Below are 21268 nucleotides of genomic sequence, written 5' to 3'. Positions count from 1 at the left end.
ATGGACTACGTCATCGGTGTAGACATTGGCACCCAGAGCACCAAGGCGCTGCTGGTGGATGCCCAAGGCACGATCATCGCCCAGCATAGCCAAGGCTACCGGGTGGACACCCCGAAAGTGCGCTGGGCCGAGCAGTGGCCGCAGGTGTGGCTGGATGCTGTCGAAACGTGCGTGGCCCAGTGCATGGCCAAGGCCGGGGTGCCGGCGTCGCAGGTCAAGGCGCTGTGCATCAGCAGTTTGTACGGCGGCTCGGGCATTGCCGTGGATGCGCAGATGACGCCGCTGCATCCGTGCCTGATCTGGATGGACCGCCGCGCCGGCGAGCAGGTGGCCTGGGTGCGTGAGCATGTGGACCTGGAGCGCTTGTTCGCCATCACCGGCAATTCGGTGGACAGCTACTACGGCTTCACCAAGATGCTCTGGCTCAAGCAGCACCAGCCTCAGGTGTGGGCGAATACCCGTTACCTGTTGCCGCCCAACAGCTACATCAATTGGTGCCTGACCGGCGAGTTGGCGGTGGACCACAGCAGCGCCGGGAATATCGGCGGTGTCTACGACGTGGCGGCGCGCAACTGGTCAGGCGAGATGCTGGAGGCGTTGGGTATCGCGCAGTCGATGATGCCCGAGCGGTTGCTGTATTCCGGCGAGGTGGTGGGTGGTTTGCTTGCAGACTGGGCCGCACGCCTGGGCTTGCAGGCGGGCACGCCGATCCTCGCCGGGGGCGTGGACGCGGCCATGGCGACCCTGGCGGCGGGTGTCACTCAGCCAGGCAATCATGTGGCGATGATCGGCACCAGCATGTGCTGGGGCTATCTGAACCAGCAGGTGGATGCACGTCACGGTTTGGTGAGCATGCCCCACGTCTACAACGGCCACCGCGACCTGTACATCTTCGGCGGTGCGATCACCGCCGGGGCCTCGGTCAGCTGGTTTCGCGAGCAGTTCTGCCAGGCCGAAGAACAGCAGGCCCAGGCCACGGGGCAAGACAGCCTGGCGCTGCTGGAGCAGAGCGCGATGAAGATTCCGGCAGGCAGCGAAGGCGTGGTGTTTTTGCCTTACCTGATGGGCGAGCGCAGCCCGGTGTGGGATGACCGCGCCAGCGGCAGTTTTGTCGGGCTCAACCTCTACCACAGCCGGGTTCACCTGTACCGCGCGGTGCTGGAGGGCGTGAGTTTTGCCCTGCGCCACAATATCGAGGCGGGTACTCAAGGCGCGCACTCCTTGGACCCGCGCTTGATCGTGGTGGGTGGGGCCAGCCATTCGGATCTATGGATGCAGATCATCGCCGATGTCACACGCTACCCCGTCTACACCATCGTGCAGGAGGTAGAAGCAGCCCTGGGCGCGGCGTTGTTGGCGGCGCATACGGTGGGGCTGGTGAGTGATGGGCAGATGGACACCGGCTGGGTGCAGTTGCAATTGCGGGCGCAGCCCAAGCGGGAGAATGTCATGACCTATGACCGGGCGTTTGCCGAGTACCTGAAGTTGTACCCAGCCCTGAAACCGGTCATGCACAACCTGCAAGCCACCTGATTCAACACCGTCCAAAACTGTGGGAGCTGGCTTGCCTGCGATAGCGGTGTATCAGCACCCGATAAGGAGACTGACACTCCGCTATCGCAGGCAAGCCAGCTCCCACAGTGGATCTTCATTGATTTTGAGATCTTTATTTATGACCACCACCTTCGACTTTTCGTACCAGCGCATCCTCGTCACCGGTGCCAGCAGCGGCATCGGTCGCGAAATTGCCCAGCAACTGATCGCCAGCGGCGCCGAAGTCTTCGCTCTCGGTCGCGATACCCAGGCGTTGGCGGCATTGGGGTGCCGCACCTTGTGCGTGGATATCGCTGACAGCATCGCCCTCGATAAAACCCTGCAAGATTTGCCGCCTCTGCACGGCCTGGTCAACTGCGCCGGTATCTCACGCCTGGAGCCTGCCGCGGCCATCAGCGCCAGCGCCTTCGACCAAGTGATGAGTGTCAACGCCCGCGCCGCTGCGCAAGTGGCCAGCCGGGTCGCGGCAAAGATGATCGAGGCGAACATGGCCGGCAGCATCGTCAACGTCTCCAGCCAGGCGTCGTTGGTGGCGCTGGATGATCACCTGAGCTACTGCGCCTCCAAGGCTGCACTGGATGCGATCACCCGCGTGCAATGCGCCGAGTGGGGCCGTTTTGGCATACGCGTCAATAGCGTCAACCCCACCGTGACCTTGACGCCGATGGCGGCCATGGCCTGGTCCGACCCGGCCAAGCGCGACCCGGCGCTGGCAGCGATTCCTTTGGGGCGTTTTGCGCAACCGGCGGAAGTGGCGCTGCCGGTGCTGTTTTTGCTTAGCGACGCGGCCAGCATGATCAGTGGCGTGAGCCTGCCTGTGGACGGCGGCTACACCAGCCGCTAACCGTTTTCCAACTGCCCGGCGATAACCACTTTGTCCCGTGGCTTGTGCGGGTCTTGCAGGCGATCAAGCAGCAGGCGCACCGCACTGCTGCCGGCCAGGGACGCGTCGTGGGCCACGCAGGCAATCGGCACGCCAAAAATATCGGCGAAGGGCAGGCGGTCGATGCCGCAGATGGTCAGGCTGTCATGGGCGATGTTATGCATACGCAACGCACGCAGGGCGCCCAGGGTGATCAACTGGTTGAAACCCATGATCGCGTCCGGTGCCGAGTGCGCGGCCAGGTAATCGAGGGTATGCAGGTAAGCCGGCATCAGCGTGTAGTCGCCCGCTTGCACCTCGACCTGAATGTCGGGGTGTTCGGCCAGCACTTCCCGCAGGCCTTTGAGGCGTTCCACGCTGATACGCGAGTGCTCGGGGCCGGTCAGCACCAGCAGGCGCTTGAGGTTCGGGGTTTGGCGTAACAGGTAGTGCGCGGCTTGCAGGCCGCTGTGGTAGTTGTCGAGCACCACGCGGCTGAACGGGCTGTCGTGGATCGTGCGATCGAGCAGCACCACCGGGGTCTTGCCGTTGCCCAGGCGCTCCAGGTAGTCGGGCTGGTAGCTTGGCTCGTCGGAGACCGGCGACAGGATAATCCCCGCCACGCGATAGCCCAGCAGGGTATCGACCGCCTTGCTTTCGAGTTCTTCCAGCTCATCGGTGTCCACCAGCATGATGGTGTAGCCGTGCTTTTTCGCCTCGCGGGAAATCGCCTTGATCATCTCGCTGTAGAACGGGTTGTCTACCGATGCGGTGATGACCCCGATGATCAGGCTTTCACTGCGCTTGAGCCCGCGGGCGAAGGCGTTGGGCACGTAGTCCAGCTCGCGTGCCACTTCCAGGATGCGCGCCAGGGTGGCGGGTTTGACCAGGTCGGGTTTGCTCAAAGCGCGGGACACCGTAATGGTGGTCATGCCGACCCGTTTGGCAATGTCGCTGATGGTGACGGACTTTTTCTTGTTCATCGGTAAGACTGCGAGAGTAAACACCAGCAGGCTAGCATGTGCGCAAGCGTAGAGTGATTCAAATCAGCGGATCCCAGCGTTGCGACCAGTCGCCTTCGGCCTTCACCACTTCGCGTAGCAGTTCCAAGGCCTGCTGCAACACCGCTGAATCTCGCGCCCGTGAATACACCAGGTAGGTCGGAAAGCTGAATTCCGGCGCCTTGGCCACGCGCTGCATGACGCCGCTGTCCAGGTAGCTCTGCACCACCCGCGTGCGGAAGTAACCAGCACCGCCATTCTCCAGGATGTACTGCAACGCCAGCGGCCCCAGGTTGAAACTCAGCGCGGCACGCGCACGGTCGGGCAGGGCGGCGTCGTGTTGCTGGCGAAAACCCTGGCCCCAGTCGATATACACGTAGGGCGAGGGTTTGCTCGCCAGTTGCACCAGAATCAGTTTTTCTTCCAGCACCTGCTCCACCTGCAAGCCCGGCCAGTATTGCGGCTGGAACACCAAGGCGGCATCTAGCACACCCAGCTCCAGTTGGCGCAGCAGGTATTCGCCTTCACGCACTTCGGTGCGCAAGGCGTGCCCCGGTATCTGCTCGCGCAGCGCCTTGGCCCAGCCGAGCATCAACGGGTTGCACAGGCTGACCTCCCCGCCGATATGCAGCACATTGCGATAGCCGTCCGGCAATGGCAGGTCACGGCGGGCGGCTTCCCAGGTTTGCAGCAACTGGTTGGCGTACACCACGAAGGCCTCGCCGTCGGCGGTCAGCCGCGCACCGGCACGGTTGCGCACGAACAGCGTGCAGCCGAGCTGGTTCTCGAGGTTTTTGACACGAGCGGTGATAGCGGTCTGGGTGACGTGCAGTTTCTCGGCCGCCGCGGCCAGGCTGCCGCATCGGGTGATTTCGAGGAAGGTGCGTGCCAGTTCGATGTCCATGAAGCCCCCGGGGATGAATAGGGGCATTGTAGAGCGATGCAGGATTGGAATGCGATCCATGTGGGAGCTGGCTTGCCTGCGATAGCGCTGGTGCAGTTAGCCCATTGGCCTCTGACACACCGCTATCGCAGCATAGGTATCTACATAACTTTGGTACGACGCTGTATCTGTGGCGAGGGAGCTTGCTCCCGTGGCGGCCTGACAGCGACGCTTATCCACCTGACGCGCCGCAGTTCTATGTGGGAGCTGGCTTGCCTGCGAAGACGGCCTGACAGTCAACTGGGATGTTGGATCAGAGCGCGTACATATCCGTTATTTAGGTAACGGCCACTTAGGGTTCCGCCCTGACGGCGGCTCACTTTGCAAAAGCGGCAAAGTAAGCAAAACGCTCTTGCCCCACCACTCGGCACCTCGCTTAGGCTCGGTGTGCCCGTAATCCGCCAGTGATTTGGGGGGCCGCCGCCACGCGCCATCCATGGCGCGGGGCGGCTAAACCGGCATCCCTGCCGGTTTACCCCCCCAAATCCCTGTCGAATTCCGGCCAGCGTGGTTTAACGGGGCGCCTGAGATCAAGATCAAAAGCAGATCAAGAGCAAGATCAAGAGCGGCTCGCTTCGCATCGTGGTTACCGTTGGCTGCTACAACCTACAAAATTGTGTAGAAGCTGCGACGGCGGTGTGTCAGAGGCCAATGTGCTGACTGAACCAGCGCTATCGCAGGCAAGCCAGCTCCCACAGTTGTAGGTATTTCAGGTCGGGATTTTCGGTGTGTGCAAGTGCGCTGTGGGGAATGCCTGTGCATACGCGTGACACACCCTAAGTACCTGCTCATCGGCAAACCGCGCGCCCACCACATGCAAGCCCACCGGCAAGCCATTTGCCGCCAACTCACAGGGCACTGACGCCGCCGGTTGTTGGGTAAGGTTGAACGGGTAGGTGAACGGCGTCCATTCCATCCACTCAGTCATTCCCGAACCCGGTGGTACGTTATGCCCCGCCTCGAACGCGGTGATCGGCATCATCGGTGACACCAACACATCGTAATGCTCATGGAAAGCCGCCATCCGTGCGACCAGCGCCGCCCGGGCTTCCAGAGCTGCGTTGAAATCGCCCAGGTTCAAGCGCTCGCCCCGTTGCGCAATACGTAGAAGCCCTGGGTCCAGCAGTTGCTTTTGCGCCTCGCTCATCGTGCCGGTCAGGCGAGCGGCACCGGCGGCCCACAAGGTGCTGAAGACGTCCAATGGGTCGCTGAAACCGGGGTCGATTTGTTCGACATGGGCGCCCAGTTGCACCAGGCCCTGCACAGCCTGATCCACCACCTGGGCGACTTGCGGGTCGACTTTCACATAGCCGAACGTGGGGCTATAGGCGATACGCAACCCTTTCAAGTCCGTCCCTGGAACCAGCCAGGGCCTGGTTCTTGGCGCGCCGATCAAGCCGTCCCGTGCATCCGGTCGCGCCACGGCTTGCAGCATCAGCACACTGTCTTCCACGGTGCGCGTCATCGGCCCCAGGTGCGACAGGATCGTCATGGAGCTGGCCGGCCATTGCGGCACATAGCCGAAGGTCGGCTTGATCCCGAAGGTGCCGGTAAACGCACAGGGAATACGGATCGAGCCGCCGGCGTCGCTGCCCTGGTGCAGCACGCCCAGGTTCAACGCCGCTGCCGCACCGGCGCCCCCGGACGAGCCACCGGCGGTGGTGCGCGTGTCCCACGGGTTGCGGGTGATGCCGTACAGCGGGTTGTCGGTCACGCCTTTCCAGCCGAATTCCGGAGTGGTGGTCTTGCCCAGCAGCACCGCGCCGGCCTTGCGCATGAAGGCCGAGAAGGGCGCGTCCACGTCCCACGGGCCCTCGGCACTGGAGGTGCGTGAGCCTTTGCGCGTGGGCATACCGACTGTCAGCGTGAGGTCCTTGATCGACGCCGGCACGCCATCCAGGGCGCCGCAAGGTTCGCCCTTGAACCAGCGTTGTTCCGACGCCCGCGCAGCGTCCAGGGCGCCTTGCGGGTCGACATGGCAGTAAGCATTCACCACCGGGTTGTAGCGCTCGATGCGCAGCAACGCGTCTTCGGTGACCTCCACGGGCGACAAGGTCTTGTCACGAAAGTGTTGCAGCAGTTGCACCGCCGTCAATTGGCCGATCTCACTCATGCTTGAACTCCCTGCGCCGCGTTGACCATGGCGCGCAGCAACACCGCGCAGCCTGCGGCCAGATCATCCGGCGCGGCGTTTTCGATTTCGTTATGGCTGATGCCGCCTTCGCACGGCACAAAGATCATCCCGGCCGGGCCCAGTTCAGCGACGAAGATCGCGTCATGCCCGGCGCCGCTGACAATGTCCATATGGCTCAAGCCCAATGCCTGGGCAGCCTCGCGCACGGCATTGACGCAGGCCGGGTGGAAGTCCAGCGGCGGGAAGTCGGCAGTCGGCGTCAGTTCAAACGTCAAGCCGTGGCGGGCGGCCGCGTCTTCGATCACTGCGCGCACTTCATCGACCATGGCTTGCAGCTTGTCGGCGTGCAGGTGACGCAGGTCGATGGTCATGTGCACCTGGCCGGGGATCACGTTGCGCGAGCCAGGGTGCAGGTTAAGGCAGCCGACGGTGCCGCAGGCGTGAGGCTGATGCTGATGGGCGATACGGTTGACCGCGCTGACCACCTCGGCAGCGCCCACCAGGGCATCCTTGCGCAGGTGCATGGGCGTAGGGCCCGCATGCGCCTCTACGCCGGTGAGGGTCAGGTCGAACCACTTCTGGCCCAGGCAGCCCATCACAACCCCCAGGGTAATCGCCTGGTCCTCCAACACCGGGCCTTGCTCGATATGCGCCTCGAAATAAGCGCCCACCGGATGGCCCAGCACCGCACGCGAACCGGCATAGCCGATGCGCTGCAATTCGCTGCCTACCGACAGGCCCTGGTCGTCGCGCTTGTCGAGGGTGTCCTGCAGGTCGAACTTCCCGGCAAATACCCCGGAGCCCATCATGCACGGCGGGAAGCGCGAGCCTTCTTCGTTGGTCCACACCACCACTTCGATGGGTGCCTGGGTTTCGATCTGCAAGTCATTGAGCGTGCGGATCACTTCCAGCCCGGCCATTACCCCGTAGCAACCGTCGAACTTGCCGCCGGTGGGCTGGGTGTCGATGTGGCTGCCGGTCATGACCGGGGGCAGGGCGGGGTTGCGGCCAGGACGGCGAGCGAAGATATTGCCGATGGCATCCACACTGATGCTGCACCCGGCGGCCTCGCACCACTGCACAAACAGGTCGCGGGCCTGGCGGTCCAGGTCGGTGAGGGCCAGGCGACACACGCCGCCCTTGGCCGTGGCGCCGAGCCGAGCCAGGTCCATCAGCGACTGCCACAAACGGTCGCGGTTGATCAGCGGGGCATTGCTCTGGAGCGGTTGCGCAAGACTGTTCATCAGGAATCTCCACTCAGGCACTCAAGGCCAGGTAACGGTTTTTGATCGTCGGGTCGGCGCGGAAGTCAGCGGCGCTGCCCTCGTACACCACGCGGCCCTGTTCGAGCACATAATGGCGGTCGGCGAGCTTGTCGCAGACCATCAGGTTCTGTTCCACCAGCAACACCGGCAGGCCCTCGTCCTTGACCTTGCGCAGGATCTTCACCAACTCGTCAACGATCACCGGGGCCAGGCCTTCAGTGGGTTCGTCGAGGATCAGCAGCTTGGGGTCGTTCAGCAGGGCGCGGGCGATGGCGAGCATCTGCTGTTCGCCGCCGGACAACGCATGGCCGGCGTTTTTGCGCCGCTCCTTGAGGCGCGGGAACATGGCGTACACGTCTTCCAGTTGCCAGCGGCTGTGCTTGCGGGCCGCGATGCGCAGGTTTTCCTCCACCGTCAGCAGGCGGAAAATCCCGCGGTTTTCCGGCACCAGCGCCAAGCCCTGGCGCGCAATTTCAAAGATCTTTTGCCCCACCAACGCCTGGCCGTTGAAGTGGATCTGACCCTGGCGCGGGCAGATGATGCCGAGGATGCTGCGCAGGGTGGTGGTCTTGCCGGCACCGTTACGGCCGAGCAGGGTCACCAGTTCGCCGGGGTTGACGCTCAGCGACACGCCTTCAAGCACATGGCTTTTGTCGTAGTAGGAATGGATATTCTCGACGATCAGCATCAGGCAGCCTCCCCAAGATAGGCAGTACGCACACGTTCATCGGCGCGCACGAACTCCGGCGTGCCTTCCACCAGGATCTGCCCATGGCTCATCACCGTGATGCGCTGGCTGATGGACATGACGATGCTCATGTTGTGTTCGATCAACAGCACCGTATGGTCGCGCCCAAGGTCGCTGATCAGTTGGGTCATGATCGGAATATCGTCGATGCCCATGCCCGAGGTGGGCTCGTCGAGCATCAACAGTTTGGGTTTGGAGCAGATCGACATGCCCACCTCCAGCACCCGTTGCTGGCCGTGGGACAACTCACCGGCCAGGGTGTCGGCGCGTGCCGTGAGTTGCAGACGTTCCAGCACCTGGTCGGCCATCTCCAGGTGTTCGCGCTGGCTGTCCACCCGACGCCAGAAGTTCAAGGCACGCGAGCCATCGCGGCCTTGGGCGGCCAGGCGCAGGTTTTCGCGCACGCTGAGGTTCTGGAACAGGCTGGTGAGTTGGAACGAGCGCGCCATGCCCAGGCCGACGCGGCCGTGGGCGGGCTTGCGCATCAGGTTCTTGCCGTCGAAATGGATCGCCCCGGCGGTGGCCTGGCGTTCACCCGTCAGGCAGTGGAACAGGCTGGTCTTGCCCGCGCCGTTGGGGCCGATGATGGTGTGGATGGTGCCGGCTTCGACCTTGAGGTTGACGCCATTGACCGCATGGAACGCGCCGTAGGCCAGCTCCAGGTTCTGGGTTTCCAGCAAGATACTCATAGCCCGTCCTCCTTGGCGACGACCGCGGGTTTGCGCGCGCCGCGCACCTTCTCGAATAGCGACGCGAGGCCGCCCCACAAACCGCCGCGCATGAAGATCACCACCAGGATCAGGATTGCCCCCAGCAGCATCAGCCAGCGCGGCCACAGGTCGGAGAGAAAGTCGCCCAGCAGCACGATGGAGCCGGCGCCCAGCAGCGAGCCGAACAGCGAGCCGGTGCCGCCGACGATGGTCATGATCAGGATGTTCTCGGACATTGCCAGATCGATATTCGACAGCGGCACAAAGTGCAGCAGCATGGCGTACAGCGCCCCGGCAATCCCGGTGACCGCACCGGACAGCACGAACACCAGGATCTTGAAGTGGCGCGTGTCGTAGCCGATGGCCGAGGCGCGGGTTTCGTTCTCGCGGATCGCCATCAGCGTGCTGCCAAACGGCGAAGCGATGACCCGGCGTGCGCCGATGAAGATCAGCAGGAACAGCACCGCGACAAAACCATAGAAGGCACGGGCATCGGCCAGGGACAGCAGCACGGTGTCGCCCACACGAATTTCCGGGCGCGGTACGCTGAGCAGGCCGTTGTCGCCGCCGGTCCAGTCGCTCAGGGTGTAGGCGACGAAGTACGCCATCTGGCTGAACGCCAACGTGAGCATCACGAAGTAAATGCCCGTGCGCCGAATCGCCAGGGCGCCCACCAGCAGCGCCAGGAAACCACCGGCAATCGCCGCGCCGAGCAACGCGGTGAACAGGCCCAGTTGCAGGTGGATCATCAACAGCGCCGCACAATAAGCACCGGCACCAAAGAAGATGCCTTGGCCGAAGGACAGCAGCCCGGTATAGCCCAGCAGCAGGTTGCAGGCGAGGGCGGCCATGGCAAAGATCAGGATCTCGGTGGCCAGGGTCGCCGAGGGCAACACCAACGGCAGGCCGATCAGCACGGCCAACACCCACAGCAACATGGCTCTGGATTGGGTCTTGGCAAACGGCAGCGGGTTTTTATCGCTCATGTCAGGCTCTCCCGAACAGGCCATAAGGGCGTACCAGAATCACCACGGCCATGGCGCCGTAGATCATCAGGCTCGCACCCTGGGGCCAGAGTGTGGTCATCAGGCTTTGCACCACGCCCACCAGCAAACCGCCGACCAGCGCACCGCTGAACGAGCCCATGCCGCCGATCACCACCACCACGAAGGCGATGCCCAGAATCTCCGGGCCGACAAAGGGCTGGGCGCCGCGCAAGGGCGCAAACAACACCCCAGCGACACCGGCCAGGGCGACGCCGAGGGCGAAGGTCATGGAGAACAGGCGGAAAATATTGGTGCCCAGTAGCGACACGGTTTCGGTGCTTTCACTGCCGGCGCGCACTAGAGCACCGAAGCGCGTGCGCTCCAGCAGCAGCCACAGGCCCAGGCCCACCAGCCCGGAAAACACGATAAGGAACAGGCGGTAGTAGGGGTAGACGAAATCACCCACTACCAGCACGCCGCGCAACAGTTCCGGCACGGCGACGCTTTTGCCCACCGGCCCCCAGATCATCACGCTGGCTTCCTGGATGATCAGGGCGATCCCCAGGGTCACCAGAATCTGGAACATGTGTGGCAAGTGGTAGATGCGCTGGATGAGCAAGCGCTCGATCACCCAGGCCAGCGCGGCCACCACCAGCGGCGCGATCAGCAGCGCCAGCCAGAAGTTGCCGGTGAGGCTCACCGCGGTGTAGCAGATGTAGGCGCCGAGCAGGAAGAACGCGCCGTGGGCGAAATTGACGAAGTTGAGCAGGCCGAAAATGATCGTCAGACCTACCGCGATCAGGAAGTAGATCATCCCCAGCCCAAGGCCGTTGAGAATCTGGAACAGGTACAAATTAAGCATGCAGGCACCCTCCGCAGACGGCCGCTTGCACGGCCCTGCGCGACAAAAGTTAAGCGGTCAGCCGAGCGTGCAGCCTGTCGCCTCGACTGCGGGGAACGATTGGCCAGCGCTGAGCACTTTGGCCAGGTCGTCCTTGTCAGCCATGTCGCCGCTGGCCTTGCCGATCAGCAGATAGTAGTCCTTGATCACCTGGTGGTCGCCGGCGCGGATCGACTCCTTGCCGGTCGGGCCTTCGTAGCTCAAGCCTTGCAGAGCCTTGGCCACGGTCGGGCCATCGAAGCTGCCGGTGGCAATGATGGTGTCGAGCATGACTTTGGTGCTGATGTAGTCGGCGGCCAGCGGGTAGGTGGGGTTGATGCCGTACTTGGCTTGGGTCAGCTTGACCAGTTCACGGTTGAGCGGGGTGTCGACCTGGTGCCAGTACTGTGCGCCGAGGTACACGCCTTCGAGCACATCACTGCCCAGTTCCTGGAACTGATCCAGGCCGGCAGACCACACCAGCAGCACCTTCATGCGCTCCTTGATGCCGAAGTTCACGGCCTGGCGCAGGGTGTTGGACGATTGGCTGCCAAAGTTGAGCAGCACCAGCACATCGGGCTTGGTGGAAATGGCGTTGGTCAGGTAGCCGGAGAATTCCTGTTCCTGCAGCGAGTGGTAGCTGTTGCCCACGTGTTCCAGGCCATGCTCCTTGAGCACGTTTCTGGCGCCTTCGAGCAAGGCTTCGCCGAATACGTATTGCGGGGTGATGGTGTACCAGCGCTTGGCGTCCGGCAGCAGCTTGATCAGCGGCACCATGGTTTCGCGTATCGCGCCGTAGGTGGGCACCGACCAGCGGAAGGTCGCCTTGTTGCAGTCCTTGCCTGTCACTTCATCGGCGCCCACCGGGGTCATGAACACGCCGCCGACCTTGTCCACTTCCTTGGCCACTGCCAGCGCGGAAGATGACAGCGTGCATCCCTGGAAGAACCGTGCGCCGTCCTGCGCGATGGCCTCCTGCACCTTGCGCACTGCCTTGCCGGCGTTGCCTTCGGTGTCGATGACCTTGTAGTTCAGTGGGCGGCCGAGCAATTGGGCGTGTTGCTGCACCGCCAGGCGCGAACCCATGTCGGCAAATTTGCCATAGCTGGCAAAGGCGCCAGACATGGACTTGAGGCCGTAAAAGGTAAAGGGCTCGGCGGCGAATGCCGAACGCACGCTCAGCGGAAGGCTGAGGGCGGCGGCCGCGGTGAGGCTGGCTTTCAATAACGTACGACGCTGCATGGGGTGACTCCCTGGTTTAGTTATTGGCAGGAGCGGCAAGGGCGATACGGTGGAGCAAGGGCCTGTGGGCAGGCTTGTTATTGGATAACTCGATTTCGCGGGTGAACGGGGTCAACTGTGGGAGCTGGCTTGCCTGCGATGGCATCGACTCGGTCCCCTGTAACACCGAGGCGCCCGCATCGCAGGCAAGCCAGCTCCCGCATTGATCGGGTTCCCACATTGAATGGTTGGTGTGTTTAAGGGTGGTCGAACTCCAAGAGAAAGTGCGGGCTCACCTGGCCTTCCAGCGCGGTCATATGGTGTTCGGCATCGCACATGTGTTCATGCATCAAGCTGCGCACCGCGCTTTCGTCCCCGGCGCGAAAGGCGATCAGCAGTTGCTTGTGATAGTCGAGGTTGGCCGCGTCGAACTGCTTGCGTTTGGGCTTGTAGGCTTTTTTCAGCACCACCAGGTCGCGCAGCAAGTCATTGAGAAACTGCGCCATGAAGCTCAGCAGCGGGTTGGGGCAGGCCCGGGCCAGCAGGTTGTGGAACTCCAGTTCCGCCAGGCGCTGTTCGCGCTGGCCGGCTTCGCTGTCTTCGGGGGCGCTGCAAAAATCCACATTGGCTTGCAGGGCGGTGTAATCGTTTTCGCTCAAACGCCCGAGCACCGACACCGCCAATTCCACTTCGATGACCTTGCGCAGTTGGTAGACCTGCTCGCCGTCAAGGTGCTGGAAGTGCAAGTAATTGCGCAAGGCGCGGCTGGCCGGCTCGGTGCCGGCCTGGTTCAAGTAAGCCCCGCCGCTGGGGCCGGTGCGCGTGCTCACCAGGCCCTCCACTTCCAACGCCTTGAGCGCTTCGCGTGCCGAACCCTTGGAACACTGGAAGCTTTCCATCAGCTCGCGTTCGGTGGGCAGGCGGTCGCCGGGCTTCAAGGCGTCGGTGACGATCGAGCGCTTGACCGACTCGACAATCACATCGGACAGCTTCTGGCGTTTGCGGCGTAGCGGGCGAGTCAACATGGCGGTGATTTATCGTATTAATGCGGATAAATAGCACTTAATAACGATTGGGGAAGTGCGTCAACGCAGGCTGTCGTTTTTGGTGGCAAGAGGTCGTAAATGCGTGGGCTACTTACTCCCAGGCGCTGAGGTCGAGACAGCGCGTGGACGCCGGCGGTTGTCTACCATAAGCGAGAAAATCCCCCAGCCAGCGGTTGACGCAGCCGTCGGCGCCTGCGCGCGCCGACTCCTTGAGCAAGAGTTGCTCGACACCGGTGGCGACTGCTTCGCCAGGCTCGGCATTGATCAGCACCATGCGCCCGACACGCTCGGGAAACAGCGTGCCGTAGCGGCTGCCGAGGCGGGTGGCAGCGGCGTTGCCCAGGTAGTTGAGGCGCGCCTCGTCAAGTTGCCCGCGCACGAACTCCATGTCCCGCGCGGCCTGTTCCACGGCATTGCCCTCGCGCAGGTCGCGGGCGCTCAGCTCGATGACGTCATAACGGTCGACCAGGGTGCGATAGGCCTGGGTGGCAAGCGACTCCCAGCGGCTGGCGAGGTGAAGAACGAAAGGCGCGTCCTTGGCCTGGAGGGGTTCGCCGGCCTGGATGAACACGACACCTTCACGGTTGAGCGGTTGCCGTGCGCCTACCCGTGTCACGCTCAAGCTTAGGCGGCCGCGCTGGGGTGCGGCATGGTCGCGGGGGACGTTGACCAGGCCGCATTGGGTGCGGCCAACCACTTGCGGGTTCAAGTGCGCCGTCGTGGTGAGGGGGCAGTCCAGCAGCCAGTCGATTGCGGTGGGGGCGATCAAGGGCTTGGCCAGCGCCAGGTTCGGTATCAACCAGCAGCCAATGCAGGCCAGGCCTTTTACAACAACGCTGGGTTTCATCATGAGGTCCCGGGCTTCCGTGTGATAACGGCTTTTTTACCAAGGACCTTGAGGTGGAGAATGTAGGGTGAAGAAACAACTCGTGTATGAAATATGAGTTTCGTTTATCAGATGTTGGTTTTCCAGCCACCGCCTAATGCCTTGTACAGGGCGATGCTGGCTTGTAAGCGCGACAGGCGCAGTAGCACGTTCTGGTCCTGGGCGCCGTACAAAGTGCGCTGGGTTTCCAGCACCGTGAGCAGGTCTTCGGCACCGGCTTCGTAGCGGCTCTGGGCAATCTGAAACGCGGTCTGCGCCTGTTGCAGCTCCTCGCTTTGCCACTGGCGTTGCTGGTCAAGGCGGGTGATGCTGCTGAGGGCTTTTTCCACATCGGCAAAGCCATTGATGATCGCCCCGCGGTAGGTTTGCAGCAGTTCATCCTGGCGTGCCCGAGCCTTGTCGCGCTCGGCGCTCAGCCGGCCATTGTTGAAGATTGGCGCCATCAGGCCCGAGGTCAGGGTGTAGAAGGGGCTGCGCAGGACCTCTTGGGCCTTGTATGCGCCAGAGCCGAGGGTCGCGCCCAATGTCACTGAAGGCAGCATCGCTGCACGGGCCACCGTGACGTCGGCACGGGCCGCTGCCAACTGGGCCTCGGCCTGGGCGAGGTCGGGGCGCCGGCTCAATAACTGGCTCGGTACACCGGGCCCGATACTCGGCCAGGTCAATGCCTGGAAGGGTTCAGCGCCCAGTTCCAGAGCCTGTACGGGTTGACCAAGCAAGGCTGCCAAAGTGATTTGCGACTCTTCGACCGATTGCTGGATCAGCGGCAATTGCCGTTGCTGGCTGGCCACCAGGCTCTTCTGTTGAGCCAGTTCCAGGGCCGTGGCGGAACCGGCGTCGTGGCGGGTCTGTACCAGGTTCAGCACATTGCGCGCATTCGCCAGGTTGAGCTCGGCAATCTGCAGGCGCTGGCGCGCGGCCAGGGTTTGCGCATAGCGGTCGGCGACATTGCTGAGCAGGGTCAGCTCCACGTTGGCCTGATCGAACTCACTGGCGTGCAGGCTCTGCACGGCGCTGTCGCGCGCAGCGGCGCGGCCCCCCCAGAAGTCGATTTCATAGCTGGCGGTGAGGCTGGCGTCATAGCTGTTGACGGTCCGATTGCTTTCGGTGGCGTCCAGGTCCGAGTTGCCGCTGCCGCGTAACAGCCTTTGCCGGCTGGCGGTGAGGTTGAACTTCAGTTCCGGCAGCAGCGGTGCGCCGGCAATCACCGCCGTGGCCTGGGCCTGACGGACCCGCGCCATGGCGGCTGCTACGTCGAAACTGTCACGACGGGCCTGATCGATCAGGCGGTTCAACGCCGGGCTGCCAAACTGCGTCCACCAGCGCTGGTTGATGGCTTGGGTCGCTTCGCGTTCTGCATAGTGCCAGGTGGCGGGCGTGGCGAGGCCGCTGTCGATGGCCGGCGGGTTAGCGCCACAGGCCGTGAGCAACAGGCACACACTGAACGCTGACAGTTGTGGAGTGAGAGATCGTTTATTCACTGGTCAACGCCTTAACCGGATCGAGCCGGGCAGCTTTACGGGCCGGCATGAAGCCGAATACGACGCCGGTAACCAGCGCACAGCCAAACGCGCCGAGCACCGCCACCAGGGAAAACTGCACCGCCACTTCAGCCAGCACCAGCACGCCGCCCACCAGCAATGCCAGGGCAATACCGAACAGGCCGCCGACCACCGAGAGCATCACCGCCTCGGTGAGGAACTGGCGCAGGATGTCGCGCTGGCGCGCCCCGGTGGCCATACGGATGCCGATTTCACGGGTGCGTTCGCGCACGGTCATCAACATGATATTCATCACGCCGATGCCGCCCACCAGCAGGGAGATCGCCGCAATCGAGCCGAGCATCAGCGACAGGGTGTTCTGGGTGCGGGCTTCGGCCTGAATCATCGCGGCATTGTTGGTCAGCTCGTAGTCGCGCTTGCCGTTGTGCAGCTTCAGCATCAACTGGTCGATGGCGCGTTCGGCTTCATGCACCTTGCGTGCATCGGTGGTGGCAATCGCCACGTATTCGGGGTTGTAGCTGCCGAACAGGCGGACACTGGCGGCGCTGTAGGGAATGGCGACACGGTCGTCACTGTCCTTGTTGCCGGAGCTGGAGCCTTTTTCCGCGAGCACGCCGACCACCTGGAAGGGGACGTTCTCGATCAGGATGTACTGGCCGATAGGGCTGGCCACGTCCTTGAACAGTTTTTGGCGGATGCGCGCGCCGATCACGGCGACCGTGGCGGCGGCGCGTTCGTCGGCCTCGGTGAAGTAGCTGCCCTCGACCACCGGCCAGTTGAAGATCTCCGGGAAGTTGGTGTCGTTGCCCCCCACGTAAGCCATGTAGTCGACGTTGCCGAAGCGCACTCCCGCGTCGGTGCCGTTGACCGGCATGATGCGCTTGACCTGAGGCAGCGTCGCCAGGGCCGCGACATCGTTGAGGGACACGATACCCAGCGGCGTACGCGGGTTGGGCGAAGATCCGCTGAGGTAGATGATATTGGAGCCGAATGCGCCCATCTGCGCCATGACCTGGCGCTTGCTGCCTTCGCCCACTGCCAGCATCACCACCACCGACGCGACGCCGATGATGATGCCCAACAGCGTCAGCGCCGTGCGAAAACGGTTGATCCACATCACCCGCCAGGCGGCCTGCACGGCATCCAGCAATTCGGCTTTCCAGGCACCATTGTGCTCGGCGCCGTCGACCAGGCGTTGGCGCAGGTCCACGGCGTGCAAGGCGCCGGCCGCCACGCTGGGTGTGGCCGCGCGGGTGTCAGCCGAATCGCTGATGATCTGGCCGTCGCGAATCTCGATGATGCGGTTGGCTCGCGCTGCCACTTCACGGTCGTGGGTAATCAGAATGACCACATGGCCCTGGCTCGCCAGTTCGTCGAGCAAGGCCATAACCTCGGCGCCGCTATGGCTGTCGAGGGCGCCGGTGGGTTCGTCGGCGAGGATGATATGGCCGCCGTTCATCAGGGCGCGGGCGATGGACACCCGTTGCTGTTGCCCACCCGACAGCTGGTGCGGCCGATTGCCGGTGCGCTCGGCCAGGCCCAGGCGGGTGAGCAGGGCGCTGGCGCGGGCATGGCGTTCGGCGGCGCTGATGCCGGCATAGATCGCCGGCATCTCGACGTTTTCCTGGGCGGAGCCTGAGGGAATCAAGTGGTAGCCCTGGAACACAAAACCGAAGGCTTCGCGGCGTAGCCAGGCCAGTTCGTCGCTGCCCAGGTGGGCGACGTTTTCCCCGGCGAACAGGTAGTCGCCCTCGGTGGGGCGGTCGAGGCAGCCGAGGATGTTCATCAGCGTCGATTTACCCGAGCCCGACGCGCCGACAATGGCGACGAACTCGCCGGCATGGATCGACAGGTCGATGCCGCGCAACACATCGACCTGCGGGCTGTCGCCGCCGCCGTAGGATTTGCGGATGCCTTTGAGTTCAATCAGGGGCGTGGTCATTTCAGCCCCCATGGCTATCAACCGGGCCGATCAACAGGTGGTCGCCCTCGCTCAACCCCTCGAGCACTTCCACCCGCAGGCGGTCGCTGATGCCCAGGCGCACTTCACGGTCTTCGATGGCTCCGTTTTTGGCGACCACCCGGGCGATTTGCGCTGCGGAGCCGGGCACGCTTTGCAAGGCGGCGACGGGTACGGAGAGGGCGTCCTTGACTTGGCTGGCGACGAAAAAGACCTGGGTGGTCATCTCGGCCATCAGCGCGTTGTCGGCGTTGTCCACGTCCAGCAGCACCGTGTACAGCACCACTCGGCCAGTGCCGCTCTTGCTGGTGCTGCTCGGGCTGCCGCTGCCCTGGGTTTCGTTCAAGGGCTTGGGCGGGATCGGCAGGATTTGGCGCACGGTGCTGGTCCAGCGCCGGCTGCCACCGCTCAGGGTGGTGAAATACGCGCTCATGCCGGGTTTGACATGGCCGATGTCGGCTTCGGAGACTTCCGCCCACACCGTCATGGGCGACAGCTTGGCGATGCGCAGGATCAGCGGGGTTTGCTGTTGCGCGTTGAGGGTCTGGCCGACGCGTGCATCCACGGCCACCACGGTACCGGTCATTGGCGCGTAGATGCGCGTGTAGCCCAACTCGGCTTCATCGCTGCGCAGGCTGGCCTGGGCCTGGCGGATCTGTGCCTGGAACATCTGGACCCGCGCCTGGGTCGCGCTGAGTTCCGCCTTGGCGGTCTGCACGTCTTCCTCGCGGGTGGCGTTGCCGGCACTCAGGCGCTGCTGACGCTGGTACTTCTGATGGGCCAGTTGGTGCTGGGCTTTCTGCTCCTGCAACTGGGCCTGCAGGTTTTCGATGGCATAGCGGCTGGCGTCGAGCTTGGCTTTTTGCGTGGCGGGGTCGATCTCCACCAGCAATTGGCCCTCTTGGACCTGGTCACCGGCCTCGACGTGGATTTTGCGGATCTGCCCGGAGGCTTGGGCGCCGACGTCTACGTAACGTCGCGGTTGCAGGGTGCCCAGGGCGGTGACGCTGTTTTCGATGTCGGCGCGGGTCACGGTGACGGTGGCCAGGGCGTCGCGGCCCGGCGTCAGGCCCTGCCAGGTGGCAAACGCAACGATGGGAATCAGGCACGCCACCACAAGCAGGGCGCGTCGGGCAGGTCGAGGGCGTTTCATGGGTAGCTTCCAGCCAGGAAAGTTCGGGGCGCAGTCGCGCAGAGCTGACAGGTAAACGAGGAAAATGCTCCGGAATTTAGGCTGTTACATAAGTAGTTACAGCGCGAATTGCGAAAAAAACCGACCGCTGATGAGAGAGTTCTTTAAAAGTAGATGAGAATTACTATAAATTGCACACACTCAAACTGCCATCATCGGTGATGGCAAAACCGCCAATGATTGCGGGCGCATCCAGGTAAGGGGATGCGCTCTTGGGTTTTTCGCGAGCAAGCTCGCTCCTACAGGGGCCGGGTGTCGTTTGTACCAAGGCCGTGGGGTCAGGAGTCATGTTGGAAAACTACTATCGCGAGCTGGTGTGTTTCCTCAACGCCAAGCTGGGCAACCGTCAGGTGGCCGAAGATGTGGTGCATGACGCTTATGTGCGGGTGCTCGAGCGCGCAAGCGACACCCCGATCGAACAGCCCCGCGCCTTCCTGTACCGCACCGCCTTGAACCTGGTGATCGACGGCCATCGGCGCAACGCCGTGCGCCAAACCGAGCCCCTGGAGGTGCTGGACAGCGAAGAGCGCTTCGCCGCCTGTTCCCCCCACGCCAGCCACGATCAGGGCCAGCGCCTGGAGATGCTCGAGCGCGCCTTGGCCGAGCTGCCGGTGGCCTGTCGCGATAGTTTCCTATTGCGCAAGCTCGAAGGCCTGTCCCATGTGCAAATCGCTGAACGCCTGAACATTTCCCGCAGTCTGGTGGAAAAACACATCGTCAATGCGATGAAGCACTGCCGGGTGCGCATGCGCGAGTGGGAAGCGCACTGATCGGCTGTTAGTTAAATTTTATTTCACTGTCCTCGTTTCCTATCAACACACGGCCTGTTGTTCAGGCCATGAAGGTATTCCCGCCCCACCGCCATGGGGCTTATCCAGAGGACACTGGAATGACACAGGCAATTGCTTCGCCCGCGGTTCATGACCTGATCGGGATCGGTTTCGGCCCTTCGAACCTGGCGCTGGCCATCGCCCTGCAGGAGCGTGAAAAGGCCCAGGGCAAGCTGGACGTGCTGTTTCTCGACAAACAAGCCGACTACCGCTGGCACGGCAATACCCTGGTGACCCAGAGTGAACTGCAGATTTCGTTCCTCAAGGACCTGGTGACCCTGCGCAACCCCACCAGCCCGTACTCCTTCGTCAACTACCTCAAGGCCCACGACCGCCTGGTGGACTTCATCAACCTGGGCACCTTTTACCCTTGCCGCATGGAGTACAACGACTACCTGCGCTGGGTGGCGGGGCAGTTCCAGGCCCAGGCCAACTACGGCGAGGAAGTGCTGGCCATCGAGCCGATCCTGCATCAGCAACAGGTCGAGGCGTTGCGCGTGATCTCCCGTGATGCCCAAGGCGAGCAGCATGTGCGCACCACCCGTTCGGTGGTGGTCAGCGCCGGCGGCACACCGCGCATCCCCGAGGCATTCAAGGCGCTCAAGGGCGATAGCCGGGTGTTTCACCATTCCCAGTACCTGGAGCGCATGGCCAGCCAGCCGTGCGTAGACGGCAAGCCGATGCGCATCGCCGTGATCGGCGGCGGCCAGAGCGCGGCAGAAGCTTTTATCGACCTCAATGACAGCTTCCCGTCGGTGCAGGTCGACATGATCCTGCGCGGTTCGGCGCTCAAACCGGCCGACGACAGCCCGTTCGTCAACGAAGTGTTCTCGCCGGCCTTTACTGACCTGGTGTTCCAGCAAGTCGGTGCCGAGCGTGAGCGTTTGGTCGCCGAATACCAGAACACCAACTACTCGGTAGTGGACCTGGACCTGATCGAGCGAATCTACGGGATTTTCTACCGCCAGAAAGTCTCCGGCATCGCCCGCCAGGCGTTCCGCACCCTGACCGTAGTCGAGAAGGCCACCCCAGGCCCGCTGGGTATCGAACTGGCCCTGCGCAATAGCGCCACCGGCGAAACCAGCCTCAACCATTACGACGCGGTGATCCTCGCCACCGGCTACGAGCGCCAGATGCACCGTGAACTGCTGGCGCCGCTGCAAGCCTACATGGGCGACTTCGAAGTGGCACGCGACTACCGCATCGTCACCGACGAGCGCTGCAAGGCTGGCATCTACATCCAGGGCTTCAGCCAGGCCAGCCATGGCTTGAGCGATACCTTGCTGTCGGTGTTGCCGATTCGGGCGGATGAGATTGCGGCGTCGTTGTATGCGCTGGACCATCATCGTGGCAAGGCGCGTTCGGTGCAGGACTTGCTGCTGGCAACCGCCAGCTGACCGATCCGCTTATTGTGGCGAAGGAGCTTGCTCCCGTTCGGGTGCGTAGCGCCCGCAAGCTTTTGGGGCCGCTTCGCAGCCCAGCGGGAGCAAGCTCCCTCGCCACAAGAGCTCGCTCCTACAGACGGCACTTGTGACAAAGTGTGGCTAT

The 21268-nt window shown here is 63.1% G+C and carries 18 protein-coding genes; 4 read left to right on the top strand and 14 right to left on the bottom strand.

Annotation, left to right across the window (positions count from 1 at the left end; all coding sequences use genetic code 11):
- Positions 1-1533 (top strand): FGGY-family carbohydrate kinase, encoded by a 1533-nt coding sequence (locus tag ACP7CZ_RS01995; RefSeq protein WP_294164751.1) that lies wholly within the window; start codon positions 1-3, stop codon positions 1531-1533.
- Positions 1534-1672: 139 nt separating this feature from the next.
- On the top strand, positions 1673-2398 hold the full coding sequence (locus tag ACP7CZ_RS01990; RefSeq protein ID WP_294183971.1) for an SDR family oxidoreductase: 726 nt from the start codon (positions 1673-1675) through the stop codon (positions 2396-2398).
- Here ACP7CZ_RS01990 and ACP7CZ_RS01985 read toward each other — a convergent pair.
- The 14 genes from ACP7CZ_RS01985 to ACP7CZ_RS01920 all read right to left on the bottom strand — a co-directional run bounded on the left by ACP7CZ_RS01985 (position 2395) and on the right by ACP7CZ_RS01920 (position 18851).
- Complete coding sequence (locus ACP7CZ_RS01985) at positions 2395-3399, bottom strand: LacI family DNA-binding transcriptional regulator (protein ID WP_054897430.1); 1005 nt, start codon at positions 3397-3399, stop codon at positions 2395-2397. The genes ACP7CZ_RS01990 and ACP7CZ_RS01985 overlap by 4 nt on opposite strands.
- Positions 3400-3457: 58 nt before the next feature.
- The gene (locus ACP7CZ_RS01980; protein ID WP_034128166.1) at positions 3458-4321 is read right to left on the bottom strand and encodes a LysR family transcriptional regulator; all 864 of its coding nucleotides are present in this window, start codon (positions 4319-4321) and stop codon (positions 3458-3460) included.
- 748 nt (positions 4322-5069) lie between these two features.
- Complete coding sequence (locus ACP7CZ_RS01975; RefSeq protein ID WP_294362710.1) at positions 5070-6473, bottom strand: amidase; 1404 nt, start codon at positions 6471-6473, stop codon at positions 5070-5072.
- Positions 6470-7738, bottom strand: coding sequence for a Zn-dependent hydrolase (locus tag ACP7CZ_RS01970; RefSeq protein ID WP_294362713.1), 1269 nt, complete (start codon positions 7736-7738; stop codon positions 6470-6472). The genes ACP7CZ_RS01975 and ACP7CZ_RS01970 overlap by 4 nt, the downstream gene beginning before the upstream one ends.
- A 13-nt stretch (positions 7739-7751) precedes the next feature.
- Positions 7752-8447, bottom strand: coding sequence for an ABC transporter ATP-binding protein (locus ACP7CZ_RS01965; RefSeq protein ID WP_003192343.1), 696 nt, complete (start codon positions 8445-8447; stop codon positions 7752-7754).
- The gene (locus ACP7CZ_RS01960) at positions 8447-9196 is read right to left on the bottom strand and encodes an ABC transporter ATP-binding protein (protein WP_014719039.1); all 750 of its coding nucleotides are present in this window, start codon (positions 9194-9196) and stop codon (positions 8447-8449) included. The genes ACP7CZ_RS01965 and ACP7CZ_RS01960 overlap by 1 nt, the downstream gene beginning before the upstream one ends.
- The gene (locus ACP7CZ_RS01955) at positions 9193-10203 is read right to left on the bottom strand and encodes a branched-chain amino acid ABC transporter permease (RefSeq protein ID WP_072446163.1); all 1011 of its coding nucleotides are present in this window, start codon (positions 10201-10203) and stop codon (positions 9193-9195) included. The genes ACP7CZ_RS01960 and ACP7CZ_RS01955 overlap by 4 nt, the downstream gene beginning before the upstream one ends.
- 1 nt (position 10204) lies before the next feature.
- Positions 10205-11065: a branched-chain amino acid ABC transporter permease gene (locus tag ACP7CZ_RS01950; protein ID WP_003192337.1), complete on the bottom strand. Its 861-nt coding sequence runs from the start codon at positions 11063-11065 to the stop codon at positions 10205-10207.
- A gap of 57 nt (positions 11066-11122) precedes the next feature.
- Complete coding sequence (locus ACP7CZ_RS01945; RefSeq protein ID WP_089042206.1) at positions 11123-12325, bottom strand: ABC transporter substrate-binding protein; 1203 nt, start codon at positions 12323-12325, stop codon at positions 11123-11125.
- Between the two features lie 236 nt (positions 12326-12561).
- Positions 12562-13329 carry a FadR/GntR family transcriptional regulator gene (locus ACP7CZ_RS01940; RefSeq protein ID WP_034127984.1) on the bottom strand — a complete coding sequence of 256 codons (768 nt, stop codon included), beginning with the start codon at positions 13327-13329 and terminating at the stop codon, positions 12562-12564.
- Between the two features lie 112 nt (positions 13330-13441).
- Positions 13442-14197, bottom strand: coding sequence for a hypothetical protein (locus tag ACP7CZ_RS01935; RefSeq protein ID WP_057975027.1), 756 nt, complete (start codon positions 14195-14197; stop codon positions 13442-13444).
- 107 nt (positions 14198-14304) lie between these two features.
- Complete coding sequence (locus ACP7CZ_RS01930) at positions 14305-15717, bottom strand: efflux transporter outer membrane subunit (RefSeq protein WP_294195963.1); 1413 nt, start codon at positions 15715-15717, stop codon at positions 14305-14307.
- Positions 15710-17680, bottom strand: coding sequence for a MacB family efflux pump subunit (locus ACP7CZ_RS01925; RefSeq protein WP_034127982.1), 1971 nt, complete (start codon positions 17678-17680; stop codon positions 15710-15712). The genes ACP7CZ_RS01930 and ACP7CZ_RS01925 overlap by 8 nt, the downstream gene beginning before the upstream one ends.
- 1 nt (position 17681) lies before the next feature.
- The gene (locus tag ACP7CZ_RS01920; protein WP_057974969.1) at positions 17682-18851 is read right to left on the bottom strand and encodes an efflux RND transporter periplasmic adaptor subunit; all 1170 of its coding nucleotides are present in this window, start codon (positions 18849-18851) and stop codon (positions 17682-17684) included.
- Positions 18852-19177: 326 nt separating this feature from the next.
- Here ACP7CZ_RS01920 and ACP7CZ_RS01915 point away from each other — a divergent pair, with 326 nt between their 5' ends.
- Together ACP7CZ_RS01915 and ACP7CZ_RS01910 are read left to right on the top strand one after the other, a co-directional pair.
- Positions 19178-19660 (top strand): sigma-70 family RNA polymerase sigma factor, encoded by a 483-nt coding sequence (locus ACP7CZ_RS01915; RefSeq protein WP_057974968.1) that lies wholly within the window; start codon positions 19178-19180, stop codon positions 19658-19660.
- A gap of 119 nt (positions 19661-19779) precedes the next feature.
- Positions 19780-21117 (top strand): lysine N(6)-hydroxylase/L-ornithine N(5)-oxygenase family protein, encoded by a 1338-nt coding sequence (locus tag ACP7CZ_RS01910; RefSeq protein WP_054897439.1) that lies wholly within the window; start codon positions 19780-19782, stop codon positions 21115-21117.
- The last annotated feature ends 151 nt before the right edge of the window (positions 21118-21268 follow it).

The organism is Pseudomonas sp. DWP2-2 (assembly GCF_049897065.1).
GTDB classification, from domain to species: Bacteria; Pseudomonadota; Gammaproteobacteria; order Pseudomonadales; family Pseudomonadaceae; genus Aquipseudomonas; species Aquipseudomonas paracarnis.
Note: the sequence above shows the minus strand (reverse complement) of the source record. Positions and strands in the feature narration are given on the sequence as shown.

What these genes read in the sequence shown, in the direction of transcription:
- ACP7CZ_RS01910 (WP_054897439.1), top strand. Translation starts at nt 19,780, where the DNA reads ATGACACAGGCAATTGCTTCGCCCGCGGTTCATGACCTGATCGGGATC.
- ACP7CZ_RS01995 (WP_294164751.1), top strand. Translation starts at nt 1, where the DNA reads ATGGACTACGTCATCGGTGTAGACATTGGCACCCAGAGCACCAAGGCG.
- ACP7CZ_RS01975 (WP_294362710.1), bottom strand. Translation starts at nt 6,473, where the DNA reads ATGAGTGAGATCGGCCAATTGACGGCGGTGCAACTGCTGCAACACTTT.
- ACP7CZ_RS01970 (WP_294362713.1), bottom strand. Translation starts at nt 7,738, where the DNA reads ATGAACAGTCTTGCGCAACCGCTCCAGAGCAATGCCCCGCTGATCAAC.
- ACP7CZ_RS01985 (WP_054897430.1), bottom strand. Translation starts at nt 3,399, where the DNA reads ATGAACAAGAAAAAGTCCGTCACCATCAGCGACATTGCCAAACGGGTC.
- ACP7CZ_RS01915 (WP_057974968.1), top strand. Translation starts at nt 19,178, where the DNA reads ATGTTGGAAAACTACTATCGCGAGCTGGTGTGTTTCCTCAACGCCAAG.
- ACP7CZ_RS01960 (WP_014719039.1), bottom strand. Translation starts at nt 9,196, where the DNA reads ATGAGTATCTTGCTGGAAACCCAGAACCTGGAGCTGGCCTACGGCGCG.
- ACP7CZ_RS01945 (WP_089042206.1), bottom strand. Translation starts at nt 12,325, where the DNA reads ATGCAGCGTCGTACGTTATTGAAAGCCAGCCTCACCGCGGCCGCCGCC.
- ACP7CZ_RS01920 (WP_057974969.1), bottom strand. Translation starts at nt 18,851, where the DNA reads ATGAAACGCCCTCGACCTGCCCGACGCGCCCTGCTTGTGGTGGCGTGC.
- ACP7CZ_RS01950 (WP_003192337.1), bottom strand. Translation starts at nt 11,065, where the DNA reads ATGCTTAATTTGTACCTGTTCCAGATTCTCAACGGCCTTGGGCTGGGG.
- ACP7CZ_RS01955 (WP_072446163.1), bottom strand. Translation starts at nt 10,203, where the DNA reads ATGAGCGATAAAAACCCGCTGCCGTTTGCCAAGACCCAATCCAGAGCC.
- ACP7CZ_RS01990 (WP_294183971.1), top strand. Translation starts at nt 1,673, where the DNA reads ATGACCACCACCTTCGACTTTTCGTACCAGCGCATCCTCGTCACCGGT.
- ACP7CZ_RS01980 (WP_034128166.1), bottom strand. Translation starts at nt 4,321, where the DNA reads ATGGACATCGAACTGGCACGCACCTTCCTCGAAATCACCCGATGCGGC.
- ACP7CZ_RS01935 (WP_057975027.1), bottom strand. Translation starts at nt 14,197, where the DNA reads ATGAAACCCAGCGTTGTTGTAAAAGGCCTGGCCTGCATTGGCTGCTGG.
- ACP7CZ_RS01965 (WP_003192343.1), bottom strand. Translation starts at nt 8,447, where the DNA reads ATGCTGATCGTCGAGAATATCCATTCCTACTACGACAAAAGCCATGTG.
- ACP7CZ_RS01925 (WP_034127982.1), bottom strand. Translation starts at nt 17,680, where the DNA reads ATGACCACGCCCCTGATTGAACTCAAAGGCATCCGCAAATCCTACGGC.
- ACP7CZ_RS01940 (WP_034127984.1), bottom strand. Translation starts at nt 13,329, where the DNA reads ATGTTGACTCGCCCGCTACGCCGCAAACGCCAGAAGCTGTCCGATGTG.